The 24,570-nt window shown below is 69.8% G+C and carries 24 protein-coding genes and 1 tRNA gene; 4 read left to right on the top strand and 21 right to left on the bottom strand.

The genetic code is table 11. The annotated features are described in order from the left end of the window. Positions 1–14: 14 nt before the first annotated feature. Positions 15–3,182: a DNA polymerase III subunit alpha gene (locus tag LIP_RS07055; protein ID WP_068136122.1), complete on the top strand. Its 3,168-nt coding sequence runs from the start codon at positions 15–17 to the stop codon at positions 3,180–3,182. A gap of 126 nt (positions 3,183–3,308) precedes the next feature. Here LIP_RS07055 and LIP_RS07050 read toward each other — a convergent pair whose 3' ends face one another. After that, positions 3,309–3,536 (bottom strand): hypothetical protein, encoded by a 228-nt coding sequence (locus LIP_RS07050; protein ID WP_068136121.1) that lies wholly within the window; start codon positions 3,534–3,536, stop codon positions 3,309–3,311. Between the two features lie 406 nt (positions 3,537–3,942). Here LIP_RS07050 and LIP_RS07045 point away from each other — a divergent pair, with 406 nt between their 5' ends. Genes LIP_RS07045 through LIP_RS07035 form a run of 3 tightly spaced genes read left to right on the top strand, consistent with a single transcriptional unit; the run spans position 3,943 to position 5,686 of the window. Next, positions 3,943–4,293, top strand: coding sequence for an ArsR/SmtB family transcription factor (locus tag LIP_RS07045; protein WP_158509588.1), 351 nt, complete (start codon positions 3,943–3,945; stop codon positions 4,291–4,293). Positions 4,294–4,329: 36 nt separating this feature from the next. Then, on the top strand, positions 4,330–5,439 hold the full coding sequence (locus LIP_RS07040) for a permease (protein WP_198409765.1): 1,110 nt from the start codon (positions 4,330–4,332) through the stop codon (positions 5,437–5,439). Between the two features lie 13 nt (positions 5,440–5,452). Next, complete coding sequence (locus tag LIP_RS07035) at positions 5,453–5,686, top strand: thioredoxin family protein (RefSeq protein ID WP_068136119.1); 234 nt, start codon at positions 5,453–5,455, stop codon at positions 5,684–5,686. Between the two features lie 13 nt (positions 5,687–5,699). On the opposite strand, the gene LIP_RS07030 is transcribed toward LIP_RS07035, so the two are convergent. The 20 genes from LIP_RS07030 to LIP_RS06940 all read right to left on the bottom strand — a co-directional run bounded on the left by LIP_RS07030 (position 5,700) and on the right by LIP_RS06940 (position 24,459). Beyond that, positions 5,700–6,335 carry a hypothetical protein gene (locus tag LIP_RS07030; protein ID WP_158509587.1) on the bottom strand — a complete coding sequence of 212 codons (636 nt, stop codon included), beginning with the start codon at positions 6,333–6,335 and terminating at the stop codon, positions 5,700–5,702. Positions 6,336–6,408: 73 nt separating this feature from the next. Next, on the bottom strand, positions 6,409–7,098 hold the full coding sequence (locus LIP_RS07025) for a hypothetical protein (RefSeq protein WP_068136113.1): 690 nt from the start codon (positions 7,096–7,098) through the stop codon (positions 6,409–6,411). 58 nt (positions 7,099–7,156) lie between these two features. Further along, positions 7,157–8,536, bottom strand: coding sequence for an FAD-dependent oxidoreductase (locus tag LIP_RS07020; RefSeq protein WP_068136112.1), 1,380 nt, complete (start codon positions 8,534–8,536; stop codon positions 7,157–7,159). Between the two features lie 14 nt (positions 8,537–8,550). Further along, a complete protein-coding gene (locus LIP_RS18900) occupies positions 8,551–9,237 on the bottom strand; it encodes a hypothetical protein (protein WP_068136109.1) in 687 nt (228 codons plus the stop codon). A 41-nt stretch (positions 9,238–9,278) separates the two neighbouring features. After that, on the bottom strand, positions 9,279–11,462 hold the full coding sequence (locus tag LIP_RS07010) for a hydantoinase/oxoprolinase family protein (protein WP_068136107.1): 2,184 nt from the start codon (positions 11,460–11,462) through the stop codon (positions 9,279–9,281). Between the two features lie 150 nt (positions 11,463–11,612). Beyond that, positions 11,613–12,896: a C4-dicarboxylate ABC transporter gene (locus tag LIP_RS07005; RefSeq protein WP_144440378.1), complete on the bottom strand. Its 1,284-nt coding sequence runs from the start codon at positions 12,894–12,896 to the stop codon at positions 11,613–11,615. Between the two features lie 85 nt (positions 12,897–12,981). Continuing rightward, a complete protein-coding gene (locus LIP_RS07000) occupies positions 12,982–14,256 on the bottom strand; it encodes an ROK family protein (protein WP_068136102.1) in 1,275 nt (424 codons plus the stop codon). A 572-nt stretch (positions 14,257–14,828) separates the two neighbouring features. Then, positions 14,829–14,913: transfer RNA gene (locus tag LIP_RS06995), tRNA-Leu, on the bottom strand. 79 nt (positions 14,914–14,992) lie between these two features. Then, positions 14,993–15,418 (bottom strand): 4Fe-4S binding protein, encoded by a 426-nt coding sequence (locus LIP_RS06990; RefSeq protein WP_068136100.1) that lies wholly within the window; start codon positions 15,416–15,418, stop codon positions 14,993–14,995. A gap of 138 nt (positions 15,419–15,556) precedes the next feature. Next, positions 15,557–16,207 (bottom strand): hypothetical protein, encoded by a 651-nt coding sequence (locus LIP_RS20000; RefSeq protein WP_068136098.1) that lies wholly within the window; start codon positions 16,205–16,207, stop codon positions 15,557–15,559. Positions 16,208–16,232: 25 nt separating this feature from the next. Then, a complete protein-coding gene (locus LIP_RS06980) occupies positions 16,233–17,174 on the bottom strand; it encodes a c-type cytochrome (protein ID WP_068136096.1) in 942 nt (313 codons plus the stop codon). A 60-nt stretch (positions 17,175–17,234) separates the two neighbouring features. After that, entirely contained in the window at positions 17,235–17,366 is a 132-nt protein-coding gene (locus LIP_RS19995; protein WP_269433377.1) for a hypothetical protein, read from the bottom strand. 33 nt (positions 17,367–17,399) lie between these two features. Then, on the bottom strand, positions 17,400–17,960 hold the full coding sequence (locus LIP_RS06975) for a QcrA and Rieske domain-containing protein (protein ID WP_068136093.1): 561 nt from the start codon (positions 17,958–17,960) through the stop codon (positions 17,400–17,402). Positions 17,961–18,051: 91 nt separating this feature from the next. Beyond that, a complete protein-coding gene (locus LIP_RS06970) occupies positions 18,052–18,840 on the bottom strand; it encodes a cytochrome b family protein (protein WP_068136091.1) in 789 nt (262 codons plus the stop codon). Between the two features lie 135 nt (positions 18,841–18,975). After that, positions 18,976–19,746, bottom strand: coding sequence for a selenite/tellurite reduction operon b-type cytochrome ExtP (gene extP / locus LIP_RS06965; RefSeq protein ID WP_068136088.1), 771 nt, complete (start codon positions 19,744–19,746; stop codon positions 18,976–18,978). Positions 19,747–19,942: 196 nt separating this feature from the next. Next, positions 19,943–20,380 (bottom strand): DUF1232 domain-containing protein, encoded by a 438-nt coding sequence (locus LIP_RS19280; protein ID WP_068136086.1) that lies wholly within the window; start codon positions 20,378–20,380, stop codon positions 19,943–19,945. Positions 20,381–20,393: 13 nt separating this feature from the next. After that, positions 20,394–21,500 carry an ABC transporter ATP-binding protein gene (locus tag LIP_RS06955; protein WP_082725984.1) on the bottom strand — a complete coding sequence of 369 codons (1,107 nt, stop codon included), beginning with the start codon at positions 21,498–21,500 and terminating at the stop codon, positions 20,394–20,396. Further along, on the bottom strand, positions 21,501–22,496 hold the full coding sequence (locus tag LIP_RS06950; protein WP_068136082.1) for an ABC transporter ATP-binding protein: 996 nt from the start codon (positions 22,494–22,496) through the stop codon (positions 21,501–21,503). A gap of 103 nt (positions 22,497–22,599) precedes the next feature. After that, complete coding sequence (locus tag LIP_RS06945) at positions 22,600–23,520, bottom strand: ABC transporter permease (RefSeq protein WP_198409764.1); 921 nt, start codon at positions 23,518–23,520, stop codon at positions 22,600–22,602. Between the two features lie 12 nt (positions 23,521–23,532). Further along, on the bottom strand, positions 23,533–24,459 hold the full coding sequence (locus LIP_RS06940) for an ABC transporter permease (protein WP_068136081.1): 927 nt from the start codon (positions 24,457–24,459) through the stop codon (positions 23,533–23,535). Positions 24,460–24,570: the final 111 nt, after the last annotated feature.

Here is a 24,570-nt window from a genome sequence, read left to right as displayed (position 1 = left end):
AGGAGGTGCCTCCCGTGTTCGCCCATCTCCACGTTCACAGCCCCTTCTCCTTCCTGGAGGCGGGCAGCTCCATCCAGGCGCTGGTGGACCGGGCTGCGGCCTCAGGCGTGGAGGCCCTCGCGCTGACGGACCGGAACCGTTTGAGCGGCGCCGTCGCCTTCACCCGGGCGGCCCGGGAGGCGGGAATCAAGCCGATCCTGGGGGCCGAGGCGACCCTCGAGGACGGCACCCACCTCACCCTCCTGGCCGACGGGCCCGAGGGGTACGCGAGCCTCTCCCGGCTCCTCACCGCGGCCCACCTGAGCCGCCCCCGGGGGGAGCCGGCCGTCTCCCGGGAGGCCCTGGAGCGGCACCACCAAGGGCTCATCGCCCTCTCGGGCTGCCGGAAGGGGGAGATCGCCCGGCGCCTGCTGTGGGGGGACCGGTCCGGGGCGCTCCGCGCGGCCGAGCGCTACGCCCGCCTCTTCGGGCGGGAGAGCTTCTACGTCGAGCTGCAGAACAACCGCCTGCCGGGGGGCCGGGCGCTCAACGACGCCCTGCGGGAGGTGGCCCGGCAGGCGGGGCTCGAGTGGGTGGCCACCCAGGACGTCCACTACGCCACGCCGGACCGGTTCCCCCTCTTCGACGCCCTCACCTGCGTCCGTACCGGCACCCGCCTGCCCGACGTCCACCCCGAACGGCGCCTCAACGGCACCAACTACCTCACGAGCCCCCAGGAGATGGCGGACCTCTTTCCCGACGACCCCCGCGCCCTCCGGAACACCCTGGAGATCGCCCGGCGCTGCCGGCCCGCCCTGCCCGAGCATCCCCCCAGCCTCTTCCCCACCTTCCCCACCCCACCGGGGGAGAGCTCCATGACCCTCCTGCGCCGGCTCACCCACCAGGGCGCCCGGAGGCGGTACGGCACCCTCACCCCCCGCATCCGCCGGCGTCTGGAGCACGAGCTGGAGGTGATCGGAAAGCTGGGCGTGGCCGACGCCTTCCTGGTCACGTGGGACCTGATCCGCTTCGCCCGGGAGCGGGGCATCCGCCACGCCGGCCGGGGCTCGGCGGCCGACTCGGCCGTGGCCTACTGCCTGGGGCTCACGGAGGTGGACGCCATCGGCCGGGGGCTCCTCTTCGAGCGGTTCCTGAGCCTGGAGCGGGCCCAGAAGCCCGACATCGACGTGGACTTCGAGGCCGAGCGGCGCGACGAGGTGGCCGACTACGTCTACCGCCGCTACGGGGCCGACCACGTGGCCTCGGTCTGCACCTTCCACACCTACCACGCCCGCTCGGCCCTGCGGGACCTGGGAAAGGTGCTGGGCTTCCCCGACGAGGAGATCGACCGGCTCGCCAAGCGCTTCCCCCACATACCGGCGGACCGGATCCCCCAGGCGCTGGAGGAGTTCCCCGAGCTGCGCTCGAGCAACCTCCCCCTGGAGCGCTACCGGCTCCTCTTCGAGCTGGCCTCCCAGGTGGCGGGCTTCCCCCGCCACATCGGAACCCACCTGGGCGGCCTGGTCCTCAGCCGGGAGCCCCTGGCCCAGGTGGCCCCCCTGGAGGAGGCGGCCAAGGGGGTGGTGATCCTCTCCTTCGACAAGGACGACGTGGAGGCGCTCGGGCTCATCAAGCTGGACCTGCTCTCCCTGCGGACCCTTTCGGCCGTGGACACCGCCACCCGGACGATCCAGGTGCGGGAGCCTTCCTTCCGCTACGAGGCGATCCCCCTGGACGACCGGGCCACCTTCCGGATGCTGGGCCGGGGCGAGACGGTGGGCGCCTTCCAGCTCGAGAGCCCCGCCCAGCGGGCGCTGCAGGCCCGTCTGGGAGCGGACTCCATCGAGGACGTGGTGGCCAGCGTCGCCCTCATCCGCCCGGGGCCGATCAAGGGTGACATGGTGGAGCCCTTCCTCCGGCGCCGGCGGGGGCTGGAGCCTGTGAGCTACGTGGACCCCCGCCTGGCGCCGATCCTGGAGAAGACCTACGGCGTCGTCCTCTACCAGGAACAGGTGATCGAGATCGCCACGGTCGTCGCCGGCTTCACGCCGGGCGAGTCGGACCGGCTGCGCCGGGTGATGACCCACTACCGCTCCCACGAGGAGATGGAGAGCATCGGCCGCCACTTCGTGGAGAAGGCGGTGGCGCGGGACACCTCCCCGGAGGTGGCCGAGGTGATCTTCTCCTACATCGTGGGCTACGCCGGCTACGGCTTCTGCGAGGCCCACGCCGCCGCCTTCGCCGACACGGCCTACAAGACCGCCTACCTCCTCCGCCACCATCCGGCCGAGTTCTACGCGGCCCTCCTCTCCCACCAGCCCATGGGCTTCTACCCGCCCAACACCCTGGTGCACGAGGCCCGGCGCCGGGGCATCCGGGTATTGCCGCCCGACGTCAACCGGAGCGAGAAGCCCTGCACCGTGGAGGATGGCGCCATCCGTCTCTCCCTGGCCCTGGTGCGGGAGCTGCGGGAGGCGGACGTGGAGGAGATCCTGACCGAGCGGGCCCGGCGGCCCTTCGCCTCGCTGGGGGACCTCTGCCGGCGCACCCACCTCACCCGGGAGGGGCTCTCCTACCTGGTCCTGGCCGGCGCCCTGGACGCGTTCGATGCCAACCGGCGCCGCCTCCTCTTCGGCCTGGAGGAGGCCCTCCGCCAGCGGGAGGAACCCATCCGGACCGGTGGGGTTGGCAGAGCAGGCCGAACCGGCCAGACCGGCCCGCCAGCGCCCACCCAGCAGCGCCTGGACCTTCCCCGCTCCGGCCCCCCGCCGGAGGTGCAGGATTTCTCCCCCGAACAGCGCCTGCTGCTGGAGTACGAGGCGCTGGGGCTCACCACCGAGCGCCACCTGATGACCCTGCTGGAGCCGGAGCTGCGCCGGCTGGGCGTCACCCCCTCCAGCCGGCTCCGGCAGATGGAGGCGGGCCGGCCCGTGCGGGTGGCGGGGCTCCTGATCCGCCCCCACCGGCCCCCCACCCGCAGCGGGCGCACCGTGGTCTTCCTCACCCTGGAAGATGCCCACGGCATGGTCGATGCGACGGTCTTCGAGCACGTCTACCAGCGGGACGGCGAGGCCATCTTCGGCGGGTATCCCGTCCTGGCGGTGGACGGCAGGGTCACCTGGCGGGGGAAGGGCGTCTCGGTGGACGCCACCCGGGTCTGGGCGCTCAAGAGGCGCCCGTCGAAACATGGCGCTCCGGCATGACTCGTGCTAGAGTGGGGGCGGCGTGGGGATTCAGGATCCTGGACTTGGGTGCGATACAGGTAACACGAACGTGAAGTTCCTTGTGGATCGCTGCGCCGCTCGTCGTCTCGCAGACTGGTGCGCGCCTCAGGCGGCGCCCAGCGCCCGGCGAAGCTGGTCGACGCTGAGGTTCCCGCCCGTGATGGGCAGGAGGATCCGGGCCTGGGCTTCGAGGACGTCGCGAAAGGTGGGGATGTACGAGGGGTCGGGGCGATCGAGAAGGGGGCCGGCGACCTGGGACCCGTGGCCCGGCGTCCGCGAGGGCTCTTCTGGCTCACGGGCGGAACCCTGTGCTGCCTTCGGGGGAGTGCTCAAGGAAGCAACCTCCTTTTCAGGAGCGCTTCACCCTCATCGCCCTCGTTCCTTCTCCCGCGGTCCGGGAGCCGGATCGGGCTCAGGCGATCCTGCGGGCGGGGCGGACACGGCGCTCAGATCGCGCGCGGTTCGGGCGTCCGGACCGTCCTGCTCGACTGAAGGCCCGGCAGGCCGCGGCACTGCCGCGGGTCTCGCCATGCGCGACCGGGGGCTACGGGAAGGCAAATCGTACGCGACGTGTCCGTTAAGCTGAGGCGCCAGGAGACCACTCCTCGGTGCAACCGCTCCGCCGCAACGCCTGCCCCGATCCTCCCAGGACCTTCGACCCTTCACCCCGCGCCCGGACTACTCTATTCTATATGCGGAATGCTGAATGAACTCTGGCTGCCCGAAGGAGGCGTACCCCTTGCCGAAGCACCGACGCGAGCAGGCGGAGCTGGCCTGTGCGGCGGAAGCCCTGCGCGCTCTGGGCCATCCGGACCGGCTGAGGATCGTCCGGGCCCTCCAGGCACGAGAGGCCTGCGTCTGCGAGCTGGTGGCCGCGCTGGGGCTGCGGCAGCCCGCCATCTCCCAGCACCTGGCGGTGCTTCGCCGGGCGCGGCTGGTGAAGAGCCGCCGAGACGGGCTCTTCGTCCGCTACCGCCTCAACGGGCCTCTGCCTGCGCGGCTTCTGGGCGCGGCCGGCCTGGGTCCGGAGGGAGACCGCCTCGAGCACGCCGACCGGTGTGCTCCGGCGTGCCAGGCCGCCGAACGCTGAGCAACGGGACGATACGGCATCGGAGGCGATGATGCAGTGATCGGCGAGGTGCTGGAAGCCGGCTTCCGGGCTCTCTGGGAGTACGTGGCGCTGCATGTGGTCACCTGCCTGATCCCCGCTTTCCTGCTGGCCGGGGCCATGGTGAGCATGATCTCGCGGGAGGCGATCGTGGCCTACCTGGGATCCGAACGCCACCGGCTGCGGGCTTTCGGGCTGGCCGCGGTCGGCAGCCTCTTCATCGCCGCCTGCTCGTGCACGGTCATTCCCGTGGCCAGCGGCCTCTACTTCGCCGGGGCGGGCCTCGGGGCCGCCTTCATCGTGCTCTGGGTGGCCCCCGCGGCCAACGTCCTCGCCCTGGCGTACACCGGCTCGATCCTCGGGGCGCCCATGGCCACCGCCCGCCTGCTGGCCGCTTTCGCTACAGCCCTGCTGGTGGGGGCCGTCATGACCTGGGTCTTCCGGCGGGAGGAGGCCGCCCGACTCGAGGCAGCCGCCGCGCAGGAGCCCGGTGGGGCCGCAGGAGCCGGGGTGGGAGCCGCGCCGGGACCCAGCGCCGCTCCTGCCCGGCCGGTCCTCACGGTACCTGGCGCTCCGGGCCTGCTGGGCCTCCTGGTCCTCAACGTGCTCGCGCCCAACTACCTGGTGCAGCAGGGGCCCTATGCGCTCAAGGTGCTGGTGTGGGCGGCTCTCACCCTCGTCGCGGCCCTTTACGCCTGGCGGCGTCTCCCAGCGGATGCCGTCGGCCGCTGGCTCCGGGAGAGCGGGTGGTTTGTCCGGCTCATCTTCCCCCTGCTGCTCGCAGGCGTCTTCGTGGTGGGCATCGTGGGCAGCCTCCTCTCGCCGGCGTGGATCCAGCACTGGCTGGGGGGGTCCGGAATCGGCGCCTCCCTCACGGCCACCCTCCTCGGCGCCATCAGCTACTTCGCCACCATGACCGAGGCGCCGTTCGTCAGCAGGCTGATGGACCTGGGAATGGGGCCGGGGCCCGCCCTGGCACTCCTCCTGGCCGGACCTGGCCTCAGCCTGCCCAACATGCTCACCCTGGGCCGCGTCTTTGGCGCCCGGCGTGCGGCGGTCTACATCGTGACCGTGATCATCTTCGCCGTCCTCTGGGGATGGCTTGCAGGCAACCTGATCTTCGGCTGAGGAGGTCGATCGCATGCGGATCGAGATCCTGGGGAGCGGGTGCCCCAAGTGCCGGGCCACCGAGCGCATCGTGCGGGAACAGCTTCAGACCCTGGGGCTCACGGCCGACGTGGTCCACGTGACGGACCCGCAGGAGATGCGCAAGTACCAGGTGGTCTTCACCCCCGCGGTGGTGGTGGACGGACGGGTGGTTTCGTCCGGGCACGTACCTACGGGCGAAGAGGTCAGCCACTTCCTGGGTGCCTGAAGCGCGGCGCCGGTCACTGCCCCGGCCCGTGGGGGCGCCCCCACTCGGCCCAACGGGGATCGTACCGGGCCGCGACGTGGGCATGGACCAGGAGGGCAGGCACGGCAAGACGGGTCCAGGCGGTGCTGAACCCGTGGGCCGCGACCTCTTCCAACTCGGGGATGGCAGCCCGGAACGGGATGCCGAGAAAGCGCGCGGTGTACCCCAGTTGCCGCGAAACCCGGGGGAGAGCCGGGAGCTCTCCCCCTGGGCGCAGATGGCTCAGCGCGTGGAAGAGTTCGTGCGCGACCAGGAGCTCGCGCGCGACGACGTCGATCTCCCTCTCGTCCGGGAGCATCTCGCGCAGCGCCGCGGCGACCCGTTCGAGACCTTCGCGGTAAACGACGATGCCACGACCCGCCAGGAAATCGGCCAGGCGGACGCGGGACGCCCCAGTCGCGCTCCCGCTCGAGGTGCTCTCGGTGACCGGTACGCCCAGCTCCCGGGCCAACTCCTCCGCCGTCGCCTCCGGCCGGCGCCGGCGGAGGGTGGCCGCCGCTCGGGCCCCAGCCTCCAGGGCTGCCGCCACCCGCTCCGCCAACGCCTCGTCGCTCAAAGGGTAGGAGCGCGGGGAGGAGCGGACCAGGAAAAGGCCCGCCTCCAGGTCCAAGGATCCCGAACGCCTGCCGGGTCCGCCGCCCATGCGCCCCTCCCTTTCCCGCCCTGAACTGCGGTGCGCGACCTTAGGCCCAGCCCTTGGCCCTCAGGCCGTCCAGCGCCCGCCGGAAGGCGGCCGTCGCCTCGAAGAGCGTGCCCGCTTCGTGCCCGGTCACCATCGCTCCGATCATGATCGCGTGGACCCCGGGCACCCGGAAGTAGAGGTGAAGATCGGCCGGGTCCATCTTGCGCTGCGTCGGCACCAGGAGCTTGCGGCCCGTCGCCTCGCCCACCGCTGCGAGCACCGCCAGGTCCTGACCCCGCGACTCCTGCCCGTACCCTTCCTTTGGTACCACCGACGCCTCCAGCCAGTCCCCCGGCAGGTATCGGACTCCAGCCCAGAAGCTCGGCGGGGTCTCCGCGTTGATGGCGGGGATCACGGGCAGTCCGGAAGCGTAGAGGTGGAGACGGAGGGCCGAGAGGTAGACGTCGATGAAGCTGACGCCCATCGCCGCGAGGCCGCGCGCCTCCTCCTGGGTGATCATTCTCTCCTCTCCCGGTACCAGGCCCACCGGCAGTCCCGCCGCCGCGATCTCGCGGATCCGTTCCGCCTCTTCGGCCAGCGATCCGAAGGTGTTCCCGCTGGCGCGATGGGCGACGTTCACGTGGACCTTGAGGAGGTCCGCCCCGCCCTCCCTGGCCGCCCGGGCCAGCTCCGGATCGTTTCGGGGAAGGCTGACCACCAGCGTCCCGCGTCCGTACTGAGAGAGATCCATCGGCTCCGACTCCTTTCGATCCATCGTCCCGTGCATGCCCCGGGGTTGAGGCACGGTCCTAGGCCCCGCCGCCGACGAAGGCGCCCTGCTCCACGAGCGTGCCCCGCAGGAGGTCCGTGTCCACGTCCCGGGCCGCCGCGCCCTTCCGCAGCGCCAGGGTCGCCGCCACGCCCGCCGCGTGCCCCATCGCCATCGTGAAGGGCGAGAGACGGAGCGCCGCCAGCGCCTCATGGGTGGCCGAGATGCACCGCCCGGTTACCAGGAGGTTGTCCATCGCCCGCGGCACCATGGCCCGGTAGGGGACCGTGTAGTACTCGCCTTCGGGCAGGCGGCGCGTCTTGTTCTTGGTCGACGCCGGGTCGTGGATGTCGATGGGGTACGCCCCGCAGGCGATCGCATCCGGGAACGTGCGGGCCGCCAGGACGTCTTCTTGCGTCACCTGCACCTCGCCCTCGATTCGGCGGCTCTCCCGCACTCCGATCTGCGGCGCGACCGCGATCACGTGGACCTCCTCGAAACCAGGTACCCGGTCCCGCAGGAAGTCGACCAGCTCCCACACCTGGCGCCGCCCCTCAACCTCCGCCCGGGCCAGATCCCGCCCATTCAATGACGAGAGCCCCTGAACCCGGGTGGTGTTCACGACCGCCTCGCCCTTCCGAAGGGATTCGAAGACCAGGAGGCGCTGCCGCGGGATGGTGAAGGCACCCTCCTCCCGAGCCTCCGCAAGGAGGGTCGGGAAGGCGGAGAAGCCCCGGAATGGGAGAGATCGAAGACGGTCCGGGTCGATGGTTCCGTGGATGGCCACCGGGTGCTGGAGCTCCTCCGGATGCTCCCGAAAGAAGTCGAAGGCCCGGTCCCAGTCGACGCCGCCCACGGAGAAGATCATCGTCATGGGCTGGGGAAGGCTGTCTTCGTCCCGCCCGACCCGGAACGGAACACCGGCGGCCGCGGAGAGGTCCCCGTCGCCGGAGGCGTCAACGAAGAAGCGGGCCGCGAGCTCGCTCACCCCGTCCTTCTGCCACACCCGCACGTGCCGGAGCTGCCGGCCGTCGACCGCCGCGTCCAGGAAGGTGGCGTGGAGCCACAGATCCACGCCCGCCTCGACGCACATCTCCTGGAAGACCCGCTTCAGCGCTTCGAAATCGAAAGGCGTGATGCTCGAGCAGTAGTCGATGGGGTCAGGCACGTGCCCAGGCGAGCCGCCGATGGCCTGCAGCCGGTCGACCACCTCCTGGGGTAGGCCGCGCACCACCTGCGTCTCCCCAGCGTGGAACGACTGGATCGGGCCCACCATGGCCGCTGTCAGCGTGCCACCCAGGAATCCGTACCGTTCCACGAGGGCCACCTTGAGACCCATCCTGGCGGCGGCCACCGCGGCCAGCACCCCGCTGTTCCCGCCCCCGACGACCACCAGGTCGTACGTATGGACCGGTACCATCAGATCCCTCCTCGTCAACCCTTGTCGATCACCTGGCGGAACGCCCGGGTCATCTCGTAGATCTCCGCCGGCTCCTCGCCCACCGAGAGGACGCCGATCATGACGGCCGCAGCCCCCGTCGCCCGCAGCGCGGGCACGTCGTGGGGCTCGAGCCGTCGCTGGCTCGGGATCACCGCCGGCTTGCCGAAAGCCTCGACGGCGGCCGCGTACCGGGCCAGGTCCCGCACGCTCAGGGGCTCGCCATACCCTTCCTGTGGGACGAGCGCGAGCTCTGCCATGTGGAGGCCGGTCATGCTGCCGAGGCCCCGGAGCAGGTCCAGGTCGAAGCTCGCGTCCGCCGCGACCATCCGGTCCCATGTGCCCACTTGCAGGAGCCACCCGGGCATGAAGTGGGCGAACATGTCGACGAAGTCGAAGGGCATGGAGGCAGCCGCCGTGATCTCGGCCCGATCCGCACCCTCCGCGGCCGGCACCAGACCTACCGGGATCCGAACCGCCCCCAAGATCTCCTCGAGCACGGGCCGCTCGACCTCCAGCGAACCGAACTTCCGCCTGGTCGCCCGATGGGTGATGTTGAGATGCACCTTGATGGCGTCCGCACCCCCTTCCTCGGCGGCGCGTGCCATCGCCACGCTGTTGGCAGGAAGGGCCACGATCAGGCCGAAACGGCCCGATTGCAGCGTCTCCAGGAATCGGCTCATCGTCGATGCCCCCTCATGCTCCGCTGGTGCCGGGGCCCGCCCTACCGCGGCTCGGCCACGAAGACGACGGGTGTCTCACCGGGCAGCCCCGCCAGCTCGGTCTCGATCATGGAGTGAATGAGCTCCTCGTCCGCGATCCCGCTCAGGTCCACGAGGCGCGAGCCGACGAGGACGAAGACGTTGGGCAGCACCCGACCCGTGTCCTTCACAGTGGATGCTCGCTCCATCACCCCGGTTGCAGCACTCCGGGCTCGTGCAACCGTGGCCGCCTGCGTGAACGCGTGGGAGAGCTTCAGGCGGACCACGCCCTCCTGGTCGCAAACCTGTACCCGCTGCTCCTGCTTCTTGAGCAGGCCGAACAGGGCGCGCTTCTCCACGGTGTGGCCGTAGGCGTCGAGTCCGCTGCTGCCACCCAGGTGCTCCACCGCCTCCACGGGCACGCCGAGCCCTTGGGCCACCACCCCCCGGCGCGCATCCACCGAGAGGCTCGCCCGGCGGGCCGTACCGGTGCGAAGCTCGGTAGCGCCCGTCGCCACGGCCCGCACCAGGCTCTCATCGGGCAGGACCTCCATCTGCACCTCCACCGTGGACGGCTCCGCACCCAGGCCGATCACCGCCTCCTGTGCCTCGCGCCGGATCCGGAGCAGGTCCTGCTCGGTCGGGTTGCTCACCGATCGCTCGATGGTCTCCCGGATCATGGCCAGCGCCACCCCGATGGTGGAGATGATGGGCGCGTTCTCGACGATGCGGTGCGGCACCCCGAGCTTCCCGGCCACGTAGGGGACCACCGCCGCCGAGCCGCCCCCGCCGCCCACGAGGACCACCTTGGACTCCTCGAGGGCGTACTTCCTCCGGAGCGCATGGATGGGGGCCAGCACCTTCTCGGCCGCCAGCTCCAGTGCCTGGCGGGCCGCCTCCTCGACATCCGTTCCCAGGACCCTAGCCAGCGGCCCCCAGGCACGCCGGGCTGCCTCCACGTTCCCATGCGCGTACTCTCCCGGCGCCGCCAACCCCAGCAGGTTGGCCGCGTCCGAGAGGGTCAGGGCGAATCGCTTGCCGCTGGCAGCGCGGATGGCCACGTACTCGGCCGGGTCGCCTGGGAGGGGAGCGAAGACCTCCAGCTCCGCGCCCTCCATCTCCTCGGGTTCGGAGAAGACGGCGTAGGCGAGCCCCGCGATGTGTGCACTGCGCGGCCCCACCTCCACCATCCGCCCCTCCCGGATGCGGATCATGCTCCCCCCGGCCACACCCACCGTGCGGACATCCAGGGAGCGAAGGTAGGTCCGGTGCCCGCCCACCTCCGCGTAGTCCACCATCACCCGGCCGTTCTTGATCAGGGAGATGTCCGTGCTGGTGCCACCCACCTCCAGGAAGAGGCCGTCCGAAACCTTGGCGTACATGAGGGCACCGGCCACGCCGGCGGCGGGCCCCGAGAGAAGGGTCAGGATGGGGCGCCGGCGCATCTCGTCCACCATCATCGACCCACCGTCACCGCGCATGATCATCAGCGGCGCCGCGATGCCTGCAGCCTGCACGCTCTCCTCGGTCATGTCGGCGGTCCGGGTCATGCGGGGGAGGATGGAAGCATTGATGACGGCCGTGCGCGTCCGCATCTTGAGCCCGTAGCGCTTCGAGATCTCGTGCGACGAGCTTCCGGGCAGACCCAGCTCGCGCGCCGCCTGCTGAACCTGGAGCTCCCGCTGGGGGTCGTCGACGCTGTACGCTTCCGCCGCCACCACCGCCTCGGCTCCCTGGTCGATCAAGGATCGAAGCGCCGCCTCCACACGCTCAGGTCCGAAGCCGTTCCCGGTCTCAACGAACGTGTGCACCGGGTGAAGGACCTTGCCCTGCGCGAGGGGGATCGGTTCGATCTGCGTCTGGCCCCGAGCGCGCGCCCCGTCGAGCCCCGTCCCCATGCCGACGACGCCCACCGTGACCACGTCGCCCTCCAGGAGGGCGTTGGTCGCCTGCGTCGTGCCGTGGGAGATGAAGACGACCTCCGACGGGTCGATCTCCCCCTGCTCCAGAACGCCGCGCACCGCCCTGACCACGCCGGCGGCGACACCATGATCGTCGCTGTGGGTGGTCGGGATCTTGAGCTGGGCGAGGATCTCAAGGCTGCCATCATCGATGGCCACCGCGTCGGTGAAGGTTCCCCCGACGTCGATGCCGATCCGGACGCGCCGGCCCTTCTGAGCGTCCTGGGCTCCCCCTGTGCCTGCCACGTGACGTACCCCCCGAAACGAACTCCCGCCAGGCATGGCGCCGCTCTCGGGCCTACCTGCGAGCGAACGTCCATCATGATTCGCGAGCCGCGCCGGACGAGGTGGCGGTGCCGGGAGCGGATGACCCCCGCTCCCGGCCCCGCGTCCCTGCTACACGTAGAGGATGCCGGCGATCAGCGCGGAGATGGCCGCCACGATCCACAGGAACGGCAGCAGCCTCCGAGTGATCGCGTTGACGTCGATCTTGGTGAAGTCCGCGGTCCAGACGTTGTGGGTGTTGGTCGGGTCGCCCGCGATCTGAACCCGCTCGGTGGACATGAAGGCAGCCATGGCCGCCTGCGGGCTCAGGATGCCGAGGCTGATGATCAGCCCGACGATCCCGCTCCCGAGGCCCCACATGTTGAGGGGACCCCGATAGAGGGCCAGCGGCGCCAGGAGGGCGAAGAAGAGGACGTACCCGACGGGGCTCGACGGGATGATCGACCTCAACAGCCCACCCATCGCTTCCGCCACCTGGGGCAGGAAGACCGCGTTCAAGACCATGCCGATGGCGACCATCAGGGAAATCGCCGGAGCCGTCTCACGCAACCCGTCGATCACCGAGCGGGTCAGGTTGGCAGGGCTGTTCCGGAAGTCCACGGTGACGGCGCCGTACAGGATCCCCGCCAGCATGCTGGGGACGATCGGCCACTTGAAGCCCAGCACCAGGACGAGCGGGACCAGCGGGGTAAGGAGCGAGAGCGCCGGGACGTGCTTCGCCTCCACCTTGGTGGGCGAGCTGCCCGTCGCCGGCGGCGTTCCGCCAACGGCCCACTCGGAGGAGACTCTCCGGGTCTGCAGGACGATGTAGACCACGGCGACCGCGCCGGTGATCACCAGCTGGATGACCCCGAACTGCTGGATGACGCCGATCTCCACGTTGGCGATGGAAGCGTAGGTCTGCCAGTTGGAGAGGTTCATCGCGATGCCGGTGGCCATGGAGATCAGGAAGATCGTGGCCGCCTTGTGCCGGTCGATCCCCACCGACATCAAGATCGGAAGGACGATGGTCCCCACCATGATCACCGCACCCAGGTGCCCGACCGCGGTGAAGAGGATGGCCACGACCACGCCCAGCGCGAGGGCGACGCCCATGGGCTTGTCCCCGCCCAGCTCGGCCGCCTTGGCGATCATGGAGTGGGAGATCCCCGTCTGCACCATGAGCTGCCCCAGCCACGCGCCGAAGATGACGGCGGCGATGGCGGTAGCGAGCCGGATGGCCCCGCCCTCAACGACTTTCTGAAGGATGCCCTCGCTCCCCGTGAAAGGGACCCCGGCCACCACCGGAATGAGGATGGCCATGAAGATCAAGGAGAGCACGGACGACATCCTCTGGGTGATCATGAGGAAGGCGAAGATCAGGAAGATGGCCAGGATGGCCACTGCTGTCCACATGACTCCATACCCCCTCGTCTCTCTCCTCGGCGGCGCTGCCGCCGCCGGTCCTTCGATCGAGAAGGCCGACAGGGAGCCTACCCGGTCAGCCCATACACGAGCCGTTGGACTCCCTGGCCCCACCCCCGTCCTCTCCCTCGTCTTGATCCGCCTGGCTTCCGCCCTCCGCTTGGCGATCGCGAAGAGCAGGCAACCAGTCTTCGTGATCTGGGGAAAAGACCTGCTCAAAGACCAACTGGGCGGCCCCAACGGTACCTGCCCGCTCCTTCAGCTCCCCCCGGGCCACCCATATCTGTCCCGCCGCGGGCGAGAGGGCCCGATGGCGAAGCTCGGCCAGGAGGGGCTCCCAGAGAAGCGGCCCCCCTCCCGCTACCTGGCCGGCCAGCAGGATGGCAGACGGTCCCAGGAGGTTCGCGACGTTCCCCAGCGCGTGCCCCAACCAGCGGCCGGATTCGCGCAGCGTCACCCGCGCCGCCTCGTCGCCGGCGTAGGCCCGTGAGGTCAGATCCTTGAAGCGCAACTCGCCTGGGCCCGTCTCACCCCGCAACGCCCGATAGCGTCGCACCATGGCAGGGACCGAGGCCAGAGTCTCGAGGCAGCCCCGTCTCCCGCAGGCGCACAATGCCCCGTCCGGCTCGAGCACCGTGTGCCCCACCTCGCCGACGACCCCCAGCTCGCCCCGGTAGAGCTTCCCGTCGAGGACCAGTCCGGCCCCGATGCCGGTGTCGGCCCGGACGTAGACGACGTTGCGGTGACCGCGCCCCGCCCCGAACCGTGTCTCGGCCAGGGTGGCCGCGTTCGTGTCGTTGTCCACGATCACCGGCCGGCCGAAGCGACCGCTGAGGATCTGCGCCAGGGGGACGTCCTGCCAGCCAAGGTTGGCGGCCTGCAACACCATCCCCTGGGATGCGTCCACCAAGCCGGGCGCAGCGATCCCGATGCCCAAGACCGGACCCGGAAGGCTGCTCGTCACGTTGCCTACGGCCTCCAGCACGCTGGAGAGCACCCCACCGTTGCCCGTCAGGCCCATCGGCACCTCCGAAGAGGCCACCGACTTCTCGTCGAAGGAAAAGCTCTCAGCCCGGATGCGCGAACCGCCCAGGTCCACCCCGATGACAAAGCCCGTATCGGGGTTGAGGCTGTAGAGCACGGGCCGGCGTCCTCCGCGCGAGCGCCCGAGCCGCTCGCGAACCGTAGCAGAGGCCAGGAGCTCGTCGACCACGTTGTAGGCCGCCGTGCGGCTGAGGCCCGTCCGCCTTGCCAGGTCGTATCCCGACAGCTCCCCGTGGGCGCGGAGCAGCTGAAGGATGCTCAACCGGTTGAGCTGCCGTGATCGGTGCGGGTCGATCCTGACAGGCAACGCCGACCCTCCTTAGCACGCAGGGGTGCTCGAGCGCCCCAGGGCTGCCCGAGCCCTCCCCGCTTCCTCGAGCTATTTCTTCAACATAGTTGACATCTGTCCTGCTGGATGCAGATAAAGGCATGGGATCCAGTTTTGGGTTGACAGAGTGGAAGGTGGACGGGGCGGTCCGGCCCACGTGACCAACCCGCCGGAGATCCGGAGTTCCGGGTGAGTCGAAGCAGTGGGCACGGGCTCAGAAGATCCGCCCGGGTAGGCGCGGGACGAAAGCGACGCGCAACGCTGGCTGCCGAGGAGCGGGGCCGGGATCCTCCGGAGAGGTGGCTGGAAGACGTGCATTCGGGAGGTGTGAGCTCGTGAGCGCGGACGAAAGGCAGGACCTGCACCGTCTCGTCGATCTGCTGCCAGCCGGGGAACAGGCCCGGACCTGCCGGGTGTTCACAGCCTTGGCGGCAAACGACCGAAGGCGCCCGGCGGGTTCTGCCCGCTGGCGCCTTCGACTCGTTCAGTCAGCGTTGGGTCCGGTTTCAGATACCCCGACGGGGTTATCCTCTCGAACCGCCCGTATTGTCTGGTGCCCGGGACCGGACTTGAACCGGTACGGATTACTCCACACGCCCCTCAAACGTGCGCGTCTGCCAATTCCGCCACCCGGGCAAGAGGGACCCACAGCACCCTAGACTCTACCACAGCGGCTCCGGAGCGTCAAGAGCATCGCGGACGCCAACCCCGGGCCTCACGCCACGCTCTCCTTCGGCGGGAAGCGGACGTCGATCGCGTCCTTGGCACACACTTCCTCGCAGAGCCCGCAGCCCACGCAGGCCTTGGGGTCCACCAGCACCGCGATGCTGTGGAAGGTATCACCGGACATCTCCAGGCAGTCGAAGGGGCAGACGTCCACGCAGAACTGGCAGCCGGTGCAGCTCACGGGGTCGATCACGGGCTTGGGCCACTCGGTGCGCTTGCGGATACGGGGCAGGATCTCCCCGCGGTCGTTCTCGATGCACTCCACCGGGCAGGCCATGGTGCACGCGCCGCAGTCGATGCAGAGCTCCGGCGCGATGAGGTGGACCTGGTCGCGTGCCCCGGTGATCGCCTCCGTCGGGCACACCTTCACACAGGCCGTACACCCGATGCACGTGTCGCGGATGAAGTGCGCCATCCTGACAACCTCCTTGCCACGGCTGTCCGGAGCCGAGGGATCCCGTTTCTCCCACGATACGCATGCAGAGCTACGGCTCAACCCGAGCCTCGGGTCCGCCTCGTCCCGGACCCCTGGTTGTAGGCGGGCACGCCGCCTTCAGCGAAGCGCCACCGCCCCGAGCCGGTCGGCCACGCCCGCCAGGCCCTCCGGCCCGGGAGGCGCCTCCTCGTCGGCGGCCTTGCTCGCCCCGGACGCGCCCGTCTCTCCGGCCAGCTCGGCGAAGAGGACCGGCAGGTCCTCCGGGTTGGCCAGCCGAACGCCGGCGGCCTCGCCCAGGGCACGCTCTCTCGCGCGCACCTTCCGGCGGACCAGCACCAGCACGGGGAGCACGGCGGCTCCGTCTCCCTCAACCGGTAGGGCGGCCGCTCCCTCCCGAAGCTTTCGGGCCCGGGCCGCGAGGGCCGGCCCGACCAGCGCCCAGAGCCCCGCCTCCGAGCTGGTGTCCACGGCAAGGGCCACCCAGGACGGGCCGGGACGGGCCAGGTACACCACCCCGCCCCAGGAGGTTCCTGGGAGGCGCAGAACCGGCCAGCGCCTGGCCTGCCGCCGCAGCACCCCATCCAGACGGCCTCGGCCGGCCCGGGCCTGTTGCCCCGCGACCTCCTGCAACGCCAGCACCCCGATGAGGAGGAAGGCGACCATGCCGAACATGGTGAAGCCCGCCCCGCCCGTCTCCACGCCCAGGCGCAACAGGCTGCCGGCCGCGAAGGCCAGCACCGCCAGGCCCACCCACAACCGCACGCTCACCTTCCCGCCTCCCTTCGCGCCGCCCTCACTTGAGGCCGAGCAGGTACTGCACCAGCACGTCCAGCTCGTCGTCCGTGAAGAGGAGCTTCGGCATCTGCGTCGGCCCCAGAGGGACAGGTGGGTTCAGGGGCAGGTCCTTCACCGCCTGGCTCCCGCCGCCCGGCGCCCCACCCCCGGCCTCTCCCCGGGCCTGGGCGGTACCCGCGCCAGGCTGGGACTGCAGAGCCTGCATACCCTGGGGCGTCAGGAGCGGGCCCCCGTAGTTGGACCAATAGACGGGCGCCCGGTCCTTCATGGCCGGTGGGTCGCTGATCCAGGTCTTGAGGAAATCGGCGTCCAACCCCCACGTTCCCACCTTGGTGAGGTCGGGGCCCACGAAGCCGCCCACCTGCCCGATGGTGTGGCACGCCAGGCACCCCTTGGCCTGGATGATCGCCTTGGCCTGCTGGTTGACTTCCGGCGCCACGCCCGCGTCGGGCAGCTCGCCCTGGAGCCGGGGTGCCGGGATCCGCCCGTTCACCTGGGTCCAGTCGCCCAGCATGATGAAGGTGGCCACCGCCCGGACCTCCTGCTCGTTCAGGGGGCCGCCGAAGTCCTGGCTCCACGTGGGCATGGAGGTGAAGGAGGCCCACTCGCCCGTGGCCAGCCGCACCCAGTGCGTCTCGGTGCTGCCCGGGCGCCCCTGGCTCACCGTACGGTAGATGAGGTCGTAAGCGTCGGTCGCCTCCTCAGGATCACCCCGGAACTCCTCCCGGTTCAGCGGTGGGCCGACCACCCCCTCACCCATGGGTCCGTGACAGACGACGCAGTTGTTCGCGTAGATGTCGAGCCCGCGGGCCACCAGGCTCGCGGTCTGCTCTTCGCCCGCGGTGGCCATGCGGCGGTTCTCGAGGACCAGGTAGGCGGTCCAGGTGAGGATGAGGATCCAGGCCAGTGCGATGACGACCAGGTACTTGCGGTAGCGCACGTGGGGACGACTCCTTTCAGCGACTCCTGCAGGCGCCGGCGGCAGCGCTGCCGGGGCAGGCTATGATCCCTCGCCCTCTTCGTCCTCGGCCGCCTTTCGGACCCACCTCTGAAGGAAGTAGAGCAGGGCGAGCCCGCCCACGATCAGAATGAAGACCAATCCGAGCTCCACCGACTCCGCAACCTCGAACACGCCTCACGCCCCCTCCCCGGCCCGGCGACGAGCTCAAACCGGCGTCAGCTGCCCAGGCTCGTACCGCTCCCGCTGGGTGATCTTGCCTGTGTTCACCACGATCTGCCCGCTCTCTACGGTGGACTCCATGTAGTCGAGCGGCCGGGGCGCCGGCCCGGCGATGTTCTGCCCCGTGCGCTCGTACATCGAACCGTGGCAGGGGCAGTGGAAGAGCTGCTCGTCTTCCCGCCACGGAACCGTGCAGCCCAGGTGGGTGCACCGCCAGTAGAGGGCGATGAAACCGTTCTCCAGGCGGGAGACGTAGAACTTGCCCTCCCGCACCTTGGTGACGCTCCCCACGGGGAAGTCCGCCAGCGGGCCGACCCGGATCGTCGAGCCGAACCCCTTCACGTTGCGGGGCCAGAAGAGGGCCAGGCCCGACAGGGCCGCTTCCAGCGCGAAGAGCCCGGCGGACCCCCACATGAGCGAGCGCATGAACTGCCGCCGCGAGAGCGCCTCTTTCCCGGCTCCGCTCTCCAGGGCCCGCGCGGCCACTGCGGCTCCGTCCTTCACCTGCGAGTTGGCACTCACTTTGGTCTCAGACCTCTCGGGCATCGGCACCTTCCCCCCACGTGTGCTGCAGCGTCTCCGGCTTTCGGCAACGGGAGCCTCAGGAGCTTCCCGCCCCGCCCATCACCCGCGCGCCTCAGAAGCCCACGGGCCGCCCGACCTCCCAGGGCCACATGAGCCGCATGCCGTGCCCCCGGAAGGCGGTGCCCACCACCGTGAGCACCAGGAACGACGCCACGAAGAAGGTGTAGAGGGCGATGGCGACGTCCCGGGTATCGGCCTTCCAGTGGCGGCGCACGATCACGGTCAGCGAGTACGGGATGAAGAGCATGAAGAGGATGGGCACGATCCACCCCCCGATGGTCTCCGGGATGATGGGGTGCAGGTTGAGCGGGCTCATCAGGTGGATGATATAGGGACGGATACCGTGCGCCTCGCCCCCGGGCACCATGAGCCACTCGTCCATGAAGATGAGGGCCAGCTCCCAGGCGATGGTGTAGAAAGCGGAGAAGCCGGCGATGGCCGGACCCTTCGGACCGCTGAACCAGATCCCCGTGCCCTTCCTCCTACGATCCACGTACGGCAGCGCCGCCAGCCCCAGCAACGCCGCCGTGGGCACGATGACGCCCGCGAGCGATGCGTTCATGTGCAGCAGCAGCTCCTGCAGACCAAGGAAGTACCACGGCGCCTTGGCCGGGTCCGGGGTGAGCTCGGGGTTGGCGAGGCTGCCCAGGGGCGCCTTGATGACCACCGACATGATCGAGAGGAGCACCAGGAAGACCAGGGCGCCCATCATCTCCACGCTGACCAGGTACGGCCAGACATAGACGCGCTGCTCCCGGCGTGCAACCACCTTTTCGACCACGGGCGAGCGCGCCCTGGGAGCCCCCTTGCGGAGCGGGCGGAGCGGCTCTTTCTGTTCCATCGCGCGGCCTCCTTCGGCGTCAAGCTCAGCGACCCGGCTGGGATCCGTCTCACCCCCACACCGGTGGTGAGGCGACCAGGAGGACCCCTTCGCCTTCCTGCGGCTTTGGCTGCGGCGAGCGGGCCAGCCAGCCCGCTACCCGGCCTGCGACTGGCTGATGGCTTCCTCGGCCTCCTCCTCGTCCTCGTAGACCGGCGTCGAGATGTTGCCGTCCTTCCGCACGCGCCAGAAGTGGAACGAGACCACCACGATCAGCGCCAGAGGCAGGAAGATGACGTGCAGCGTGTACCACCGGATCAGGGTGGGCTGGGCGATCTCGAAGCCGCCCAGGAGGGCGAACTGCACCTGGTCGCCGATGAAGGGCGTCGACTTCGCGATGTTGGTGCCCACGGTGATGGCCCAGAAGGCCAGCTGATCCCACGGCAGCAGGTAGCCCGTGAAGCTGAGCAGGAAGGTGAGCACCAGGAGCCCTACCCCCACCACCCAGTTGAACTCCCGGGGCGGCTTGTAGGAGCCCGTGTAGAAGACCCGGCACATGTGGAGGAAGACGGTGATGACCATGGCGTGGGCCGCCCACCGGTGCAGGTTGCGCATGAAGGAGCCCATGGTCACGTTCCGTTCCAGCTCCAGGATCGACCAGTACGCGTCCTTGGTGGACGGGATGTAGTAGAACATGAGGAAGACGCCCGTCACCGTCAGGATGACGAACATGAAGATCGAGAGCCCGCCCAGCCCCCACGTGTAGGAGACGTCCGTGGCCCGCTTGGGCACCCGGGTGGGGTGCAGGTGGAGCGCGAGGCTGTTCAGGATGACCAGGACCCGATTGCGGTCGTCGGTCGGGTACGCGTTGCGGTAAATGGAGCGGTAGATGCGGTTCTGGGTGATCCACTTGCCGACCCGCGACATTCGGGAACCCCCCTGCGAGCCGCCCGTGCTGGTGCGCGCGGGCGCGAACCTAGCGATACCTGTTCCCGTTCTTGTTGGCCGACTATTGGACTTCGTGGCCTCTCGCCGAACTCCTGCCGGCATGGATCCTTCACGGGTGAATGAGGGAATGCTCGCTATCTTCTGCGCGCTCGGGGCGCAGGCAGGGGTTCCGGCCTCACCGGAACCGCTCGAACTCGCGGGAGAGCCACCACCACACCGCGGCCATGAGGCTCACGTCATCGAGCCAGCTGATGGGTGGAAGGCCCGGGATCAAGTCGAGGGGGCTCAGGAGGTAGAGGCCGGCCAGCACCACCAGCAGCTTGGAGCGGAACGGTACCGCCGGGTGGACCATGTAGCGGGCCAGGCGCCCCCAGAAGCCCACAGGGTGCTGCCCGGCCCCCCGCCGCGTCCCGCCGGAGGCGGAGGCATCCCATCTGGGCCCCTCGCGCTCCATGCGGCCCTGGAAACGGCCCCGGGGATGCTGCTGGCTCCCGGGGTGGTCCTGCCCGCCGCCGGCCGGGCGTTCCGACTCCTCCGGCTGCGGCACGGTCGCTCCGCAGTAGGGGCAGGTGCGGGCCAGGACCACCTCCTGCTGGCACTCGGGGCAACGCACGGCTCCCGCCTCGTCAGGACCCGCCCTCGCCCGGGAATTCCTCGCCGGGCGATCCGTCCCCAGCGACGATCCCTGCCGGCGAGGCCACCAGCTTCGGGCCCGGCTTGCCTGGCTTTACCAGGTGGCAGGCGACCCAGTGGCCCGGGCTGGCCTCCCCGAAGGGCGGGTCCACCTGGGTGCAGATCTCCTCGGCCAGGGGGCAGCGGGTGTGGAAGCGGCAGCCCGAGGGCGGCCGGCTGGGGCTGGGAACGTCGCCGGTGAGGATCACCCGCTCCCGCTTCACCGTGGGGTCGGGGATGGGTACCGCCGACAGGAGCGCCTGGGTGTAGGGGTGGCGCGGGTCGTCGTAGAGCTCCTTCTTCGAAGCGAGCTCCACCAGCTTGCCCAGGTACATCACCGCGACCCGGTGGGCGATGTGCTTCACCACCGCCAGGTCGTGGGCGATGAAAAGGTAGGCCAGCCCGAACTCCCGCTGCAGGTCCTGGAGCAGGTTGATCACCTGCGACTGAATCGAGACGTCCAGGGCTGAAACCGGCTCGTCGGCCACGATGAGCTTGGGGTTCACGGCCAGGGCCCGGGCCACCCCGATGCGCTGCCGCTGGCCGCCCGAGAACTCGTGGGGGTAGCGCCGGGCATGGTAGGCGCTGAGCCCCACCACGTCCAGGAGCTCCCGCACCCGCTGGTCGCGCTCCTTCCGGTTGCGGGCCAGGTGGTGGATCTCCAGCGGCTCCCCGATGATGTCCCCCACGGTCATCCGGGGGTTGAGGGAGGCGTAGGGGTCCTGGAAGATGATCTGCATCTCCCGGCGCAAGGCGCGCAGCTCCTCACGGCCCAGCGCCAGGACGTTCTTGCCCTCGAAGGTCACCTCACCCGCCGTGGGCTCGATGAGCCGGAGCACCAGGCGCCCCGTGGTGGACTTGCCGCACCCCGACTCCCCCACCAGCCCCAGGGTCTCCCCCCGTTTGATGAAGAAGGAGACGCCGTCGACGGCCTTCACCGCCCCCACCTGCTTGGAGAAGATGATCCCCCGGGTGATGGGGAAATGCTTCACCAGGTCACGCACCTGCAGGAGCGTGGCGTCCGTCTGGGCTTGCGGCCGTTCCTCGAGCTGAACCGCCACCTAGCCCACCTCCTTCATGGGCTCGAAATCGGTGTGCTTCCAGCAGGCCGCCCAGTGGCCCTGCTCCACCTCCAGAAGCGGCGGCTCCTCCACCTTGCAGATGTCCCGGGCCAGCGGGCAGCGGGGGTGGAAGCGGCAGCCGGAAGGCATGCTGTAAGGGCTGGGAACGACGCCCTCGATGGTCTGGAGCCGCTCGCGCTCCTCGTGGAGCTTGGGGATCGACTCCAGCAGCCCCTCGGTGTAGGGGTGCTGCGGGGTCGCGTAGATGGAGCGGACGTCGGTCTTCTCCACCACCTTGCCCGCGTACATGACCACCACGTCGTCCACCAGCTCGGCCACCACGCCCAGATCGTGGGTGATCAGGATGATGGCCGCCCCCACCTCGCTCCGGAGCCGGCGCATCAGGTCCAGGATCTGGGCCTGGATGGTCACGTCCAGGGCCGTGGTGGGCTCGTCGGCGATGAGGAGCTTCGGGTTGCATGAGAGCGCCATGGCGATCATCACCCGCTGGCGCATGCCCCCGCTCATCTGGTGGGGGTACTCGTCCACCCGCCGGTCCGGGTCGGGGATGCCCACCAGCTTCAGCATCTCGATGGCCCGTTCACGGGCCTCTCGCTTGTTGAGCTTCTGGTGGAGGATGATCGCCTCCATGATCTGGTCGCCCACGGTGAAGACCGGGTTGAGGGAGGTCATCGGCTCCTGGAAGATCATGGAGATCTCGTTGCCGCGGATGCGGCGCATCTCGCTCTCCTTCTTCTTCGCCAGGTCCTCACCGTTGAAGAGGATCTGCCCGCCCACGATCTTGCCGGGCGGCTGGGGGATGAGCCGCATGATGGAGAGGGCGGTCACGCTCTTGCCGCAGCCGGACTCGCCCACCACCCCCAGGCTCCCACCCCGCTTCAGCTCGAAGCTCACCCCGTCCACGGCGGGCACGGTGCCGTCCTCGGTGAAGAAGTAGGTCTTCAGGTTGCGGAGCTCCAGAAGCTTCTCTGCCACGCCGATGCCTCCTCTGTACGGGCCGCGCCGCGCTAAGCGCATTCCTTCGTTCCGAGACGGCCCGACTCCTCTTCCCGCTCGCCCGGGCGGCTCGCCGCGGAGCTCAGGACTCGGTCTGCTGTCGCACGTCCAGCGCGTCCCGTAGCCCGTCGCCCAGCAGGTTGAAGCCCAGCACGGTGATCATGATGGCGATGCCGGGCATGATGGACCACCACCACTGGCCCGAGAACAGGTAGTTCTGCCCCTCGGACGCCATGCGCCCCCAACTGGGGGTGGGCGGCGGCACCCCGAAGCCCAGGAAGGAGAGCGCCGCCTCGAGCTGGATGTACGCCCCCATGGCCAGGGTGGCCTGGACGAGCATGGGCGCCAGGATGTTGGGCAGGATGTGGCGGAAGATGATGAGGAAGTCCCCGGCGCCCACGGCCCGGGCCGCCTCCACGTACTCGTTCTCCCGGGCCGCCAGGAACTGGCCCCGGGTCATGCGGGCGATGTCGGGCCAAGAGACGACCCCGATGGCGATGAAGACGATGGTGAGGCTCGCCTCGGGGAAGATGGTGATGATGGCCAGCACGAAGAGCAGGAACGGGAAGGACCAGACCACGTTGATGAGCCAGGTGATCAGCGAGTCGACCCAGCCCCGGAAGTAGCCCGCCAAGGAGCCCAGGGTGATGCCGATGGCGGTGGTCACCACCGCGGCCATCACCGCGATGGCGAGCGAGATCCGCGTCCCGAAGATCACCCGCGAGAAGAGGTCCCGCCCGTAGAGGTCCGTCCCGAAGGGGTGGGCCCACGACGGCGCGGCCAGGCTCAAGGCTGGATCCTGCCACGCGAGCTGCTCCATGGGATCGTAGGGGGCCACGTACGGGGCGAAGACGGCCACCAGGATCAGCCCCACCGTGATCACCAGGCCCAGAACGGCCAGGCGGTTGCGGAAGAAGCGCCGCCGCGCGTCGGACCCGAGGCTCTTCCCCTTGACCTCCTTCACCACCACGCCTGCGGCAGCGGCTTCAGTGCTCGCGCTCACGCCGACCACCCCTCAATCGTACCGGATCCGCGGGTCGAAGATCGCGTAGGAGAGATCCACCAACAGGTTGGCCGCGATGAAGACCGTGGCCAGGAAGAGGACCTGCCCGCGGATGATCGGATAGTCCCGGAAGAGCAGCGCCTCCACGAAGAGACGCCCAAGCCCCGGCCAGCTGAAGACCGTCTCGGTGACCACGACGCCTCCCAGCATGGCGGCGGTCTCGGTTCCGAGGACGGTCACCACCGGGATGAGGGCGTTCCGGAGCGCGTGCTTGATCACCACCACCCGCTCCGAGAGCCCCTTGGCCCGAGCGGTCCGCACGAAGTCCTGCCGAATCGCTTCGAGCATCGAAGAGCGGGTGATGCGGGCCAGGAGCGCCATGGGTCGGGTGGCCAGGGTCAACGTGGGGAGCACCAGGTAGACCCAGCGCCCGCTGCCGTAGCCGGTTCCCGGGATCCAGCGCAGCTCCAGGGCGAAGAACAAGATGAGCAGCATGCCGATCCAGAAGGTGGGCGCCGAGATCCCCACCACCGCGGCGGTCATGGCGGTGTAGTCCAGGGCGGTGTTCTGCCGGATCGCCGAGATGATGCCCACGACGATCCCGACGAGCCCTCCCAGCAGGAGGGAGGCCACCACCAGCTCCAGGGTCGCCGGAACCCGCTGGAGAATGGCGTCCATCACCTGCATGTTGTTCCGGTAGGAGCGCCCCAGGTCGAAGCGGACCGCAGACCAGAGGAAGTCCGCGAACTGCTCGGGGATGGGCTTGTCGAGCCCCATGTCCGCCCGGATGCGGGCGATGGTGGCCGGATCCCCCCGCTGGCCCGCCATCAGGCGGGCCGGGTCGCCCGGCACCACGCTGTAGAGCAGAAAGACAACCAGCACCACTCCGAGGAAGACGGGAATCGCCTCGAGCAGGCGCCTCAGCGCGTAGCGCGCCACGCAGCCTCACCCCTCGCACCCAGGACGGGCTCGAACACCTCCTGGGCCGGTCCACAGGAAGGGAGGGCCTGGGACCGTTGCGTCCAGGCCCTCCCCCTCTCCTTACACGTC

This window comes from Limnochorda pilosa (genome assembly GCF_001544015.1).
Lineage (GTDB): Bacteria > Bacillota > Limnochordia > Limnochordales > Limnochordaceae > Limnochorda > Limnochorda pilosa.
The sequence above is the reverse complement of the archived record's forward strand: the minus strand, read 5'-3'. Positions and strand labels throughout refer to the sequence as shown.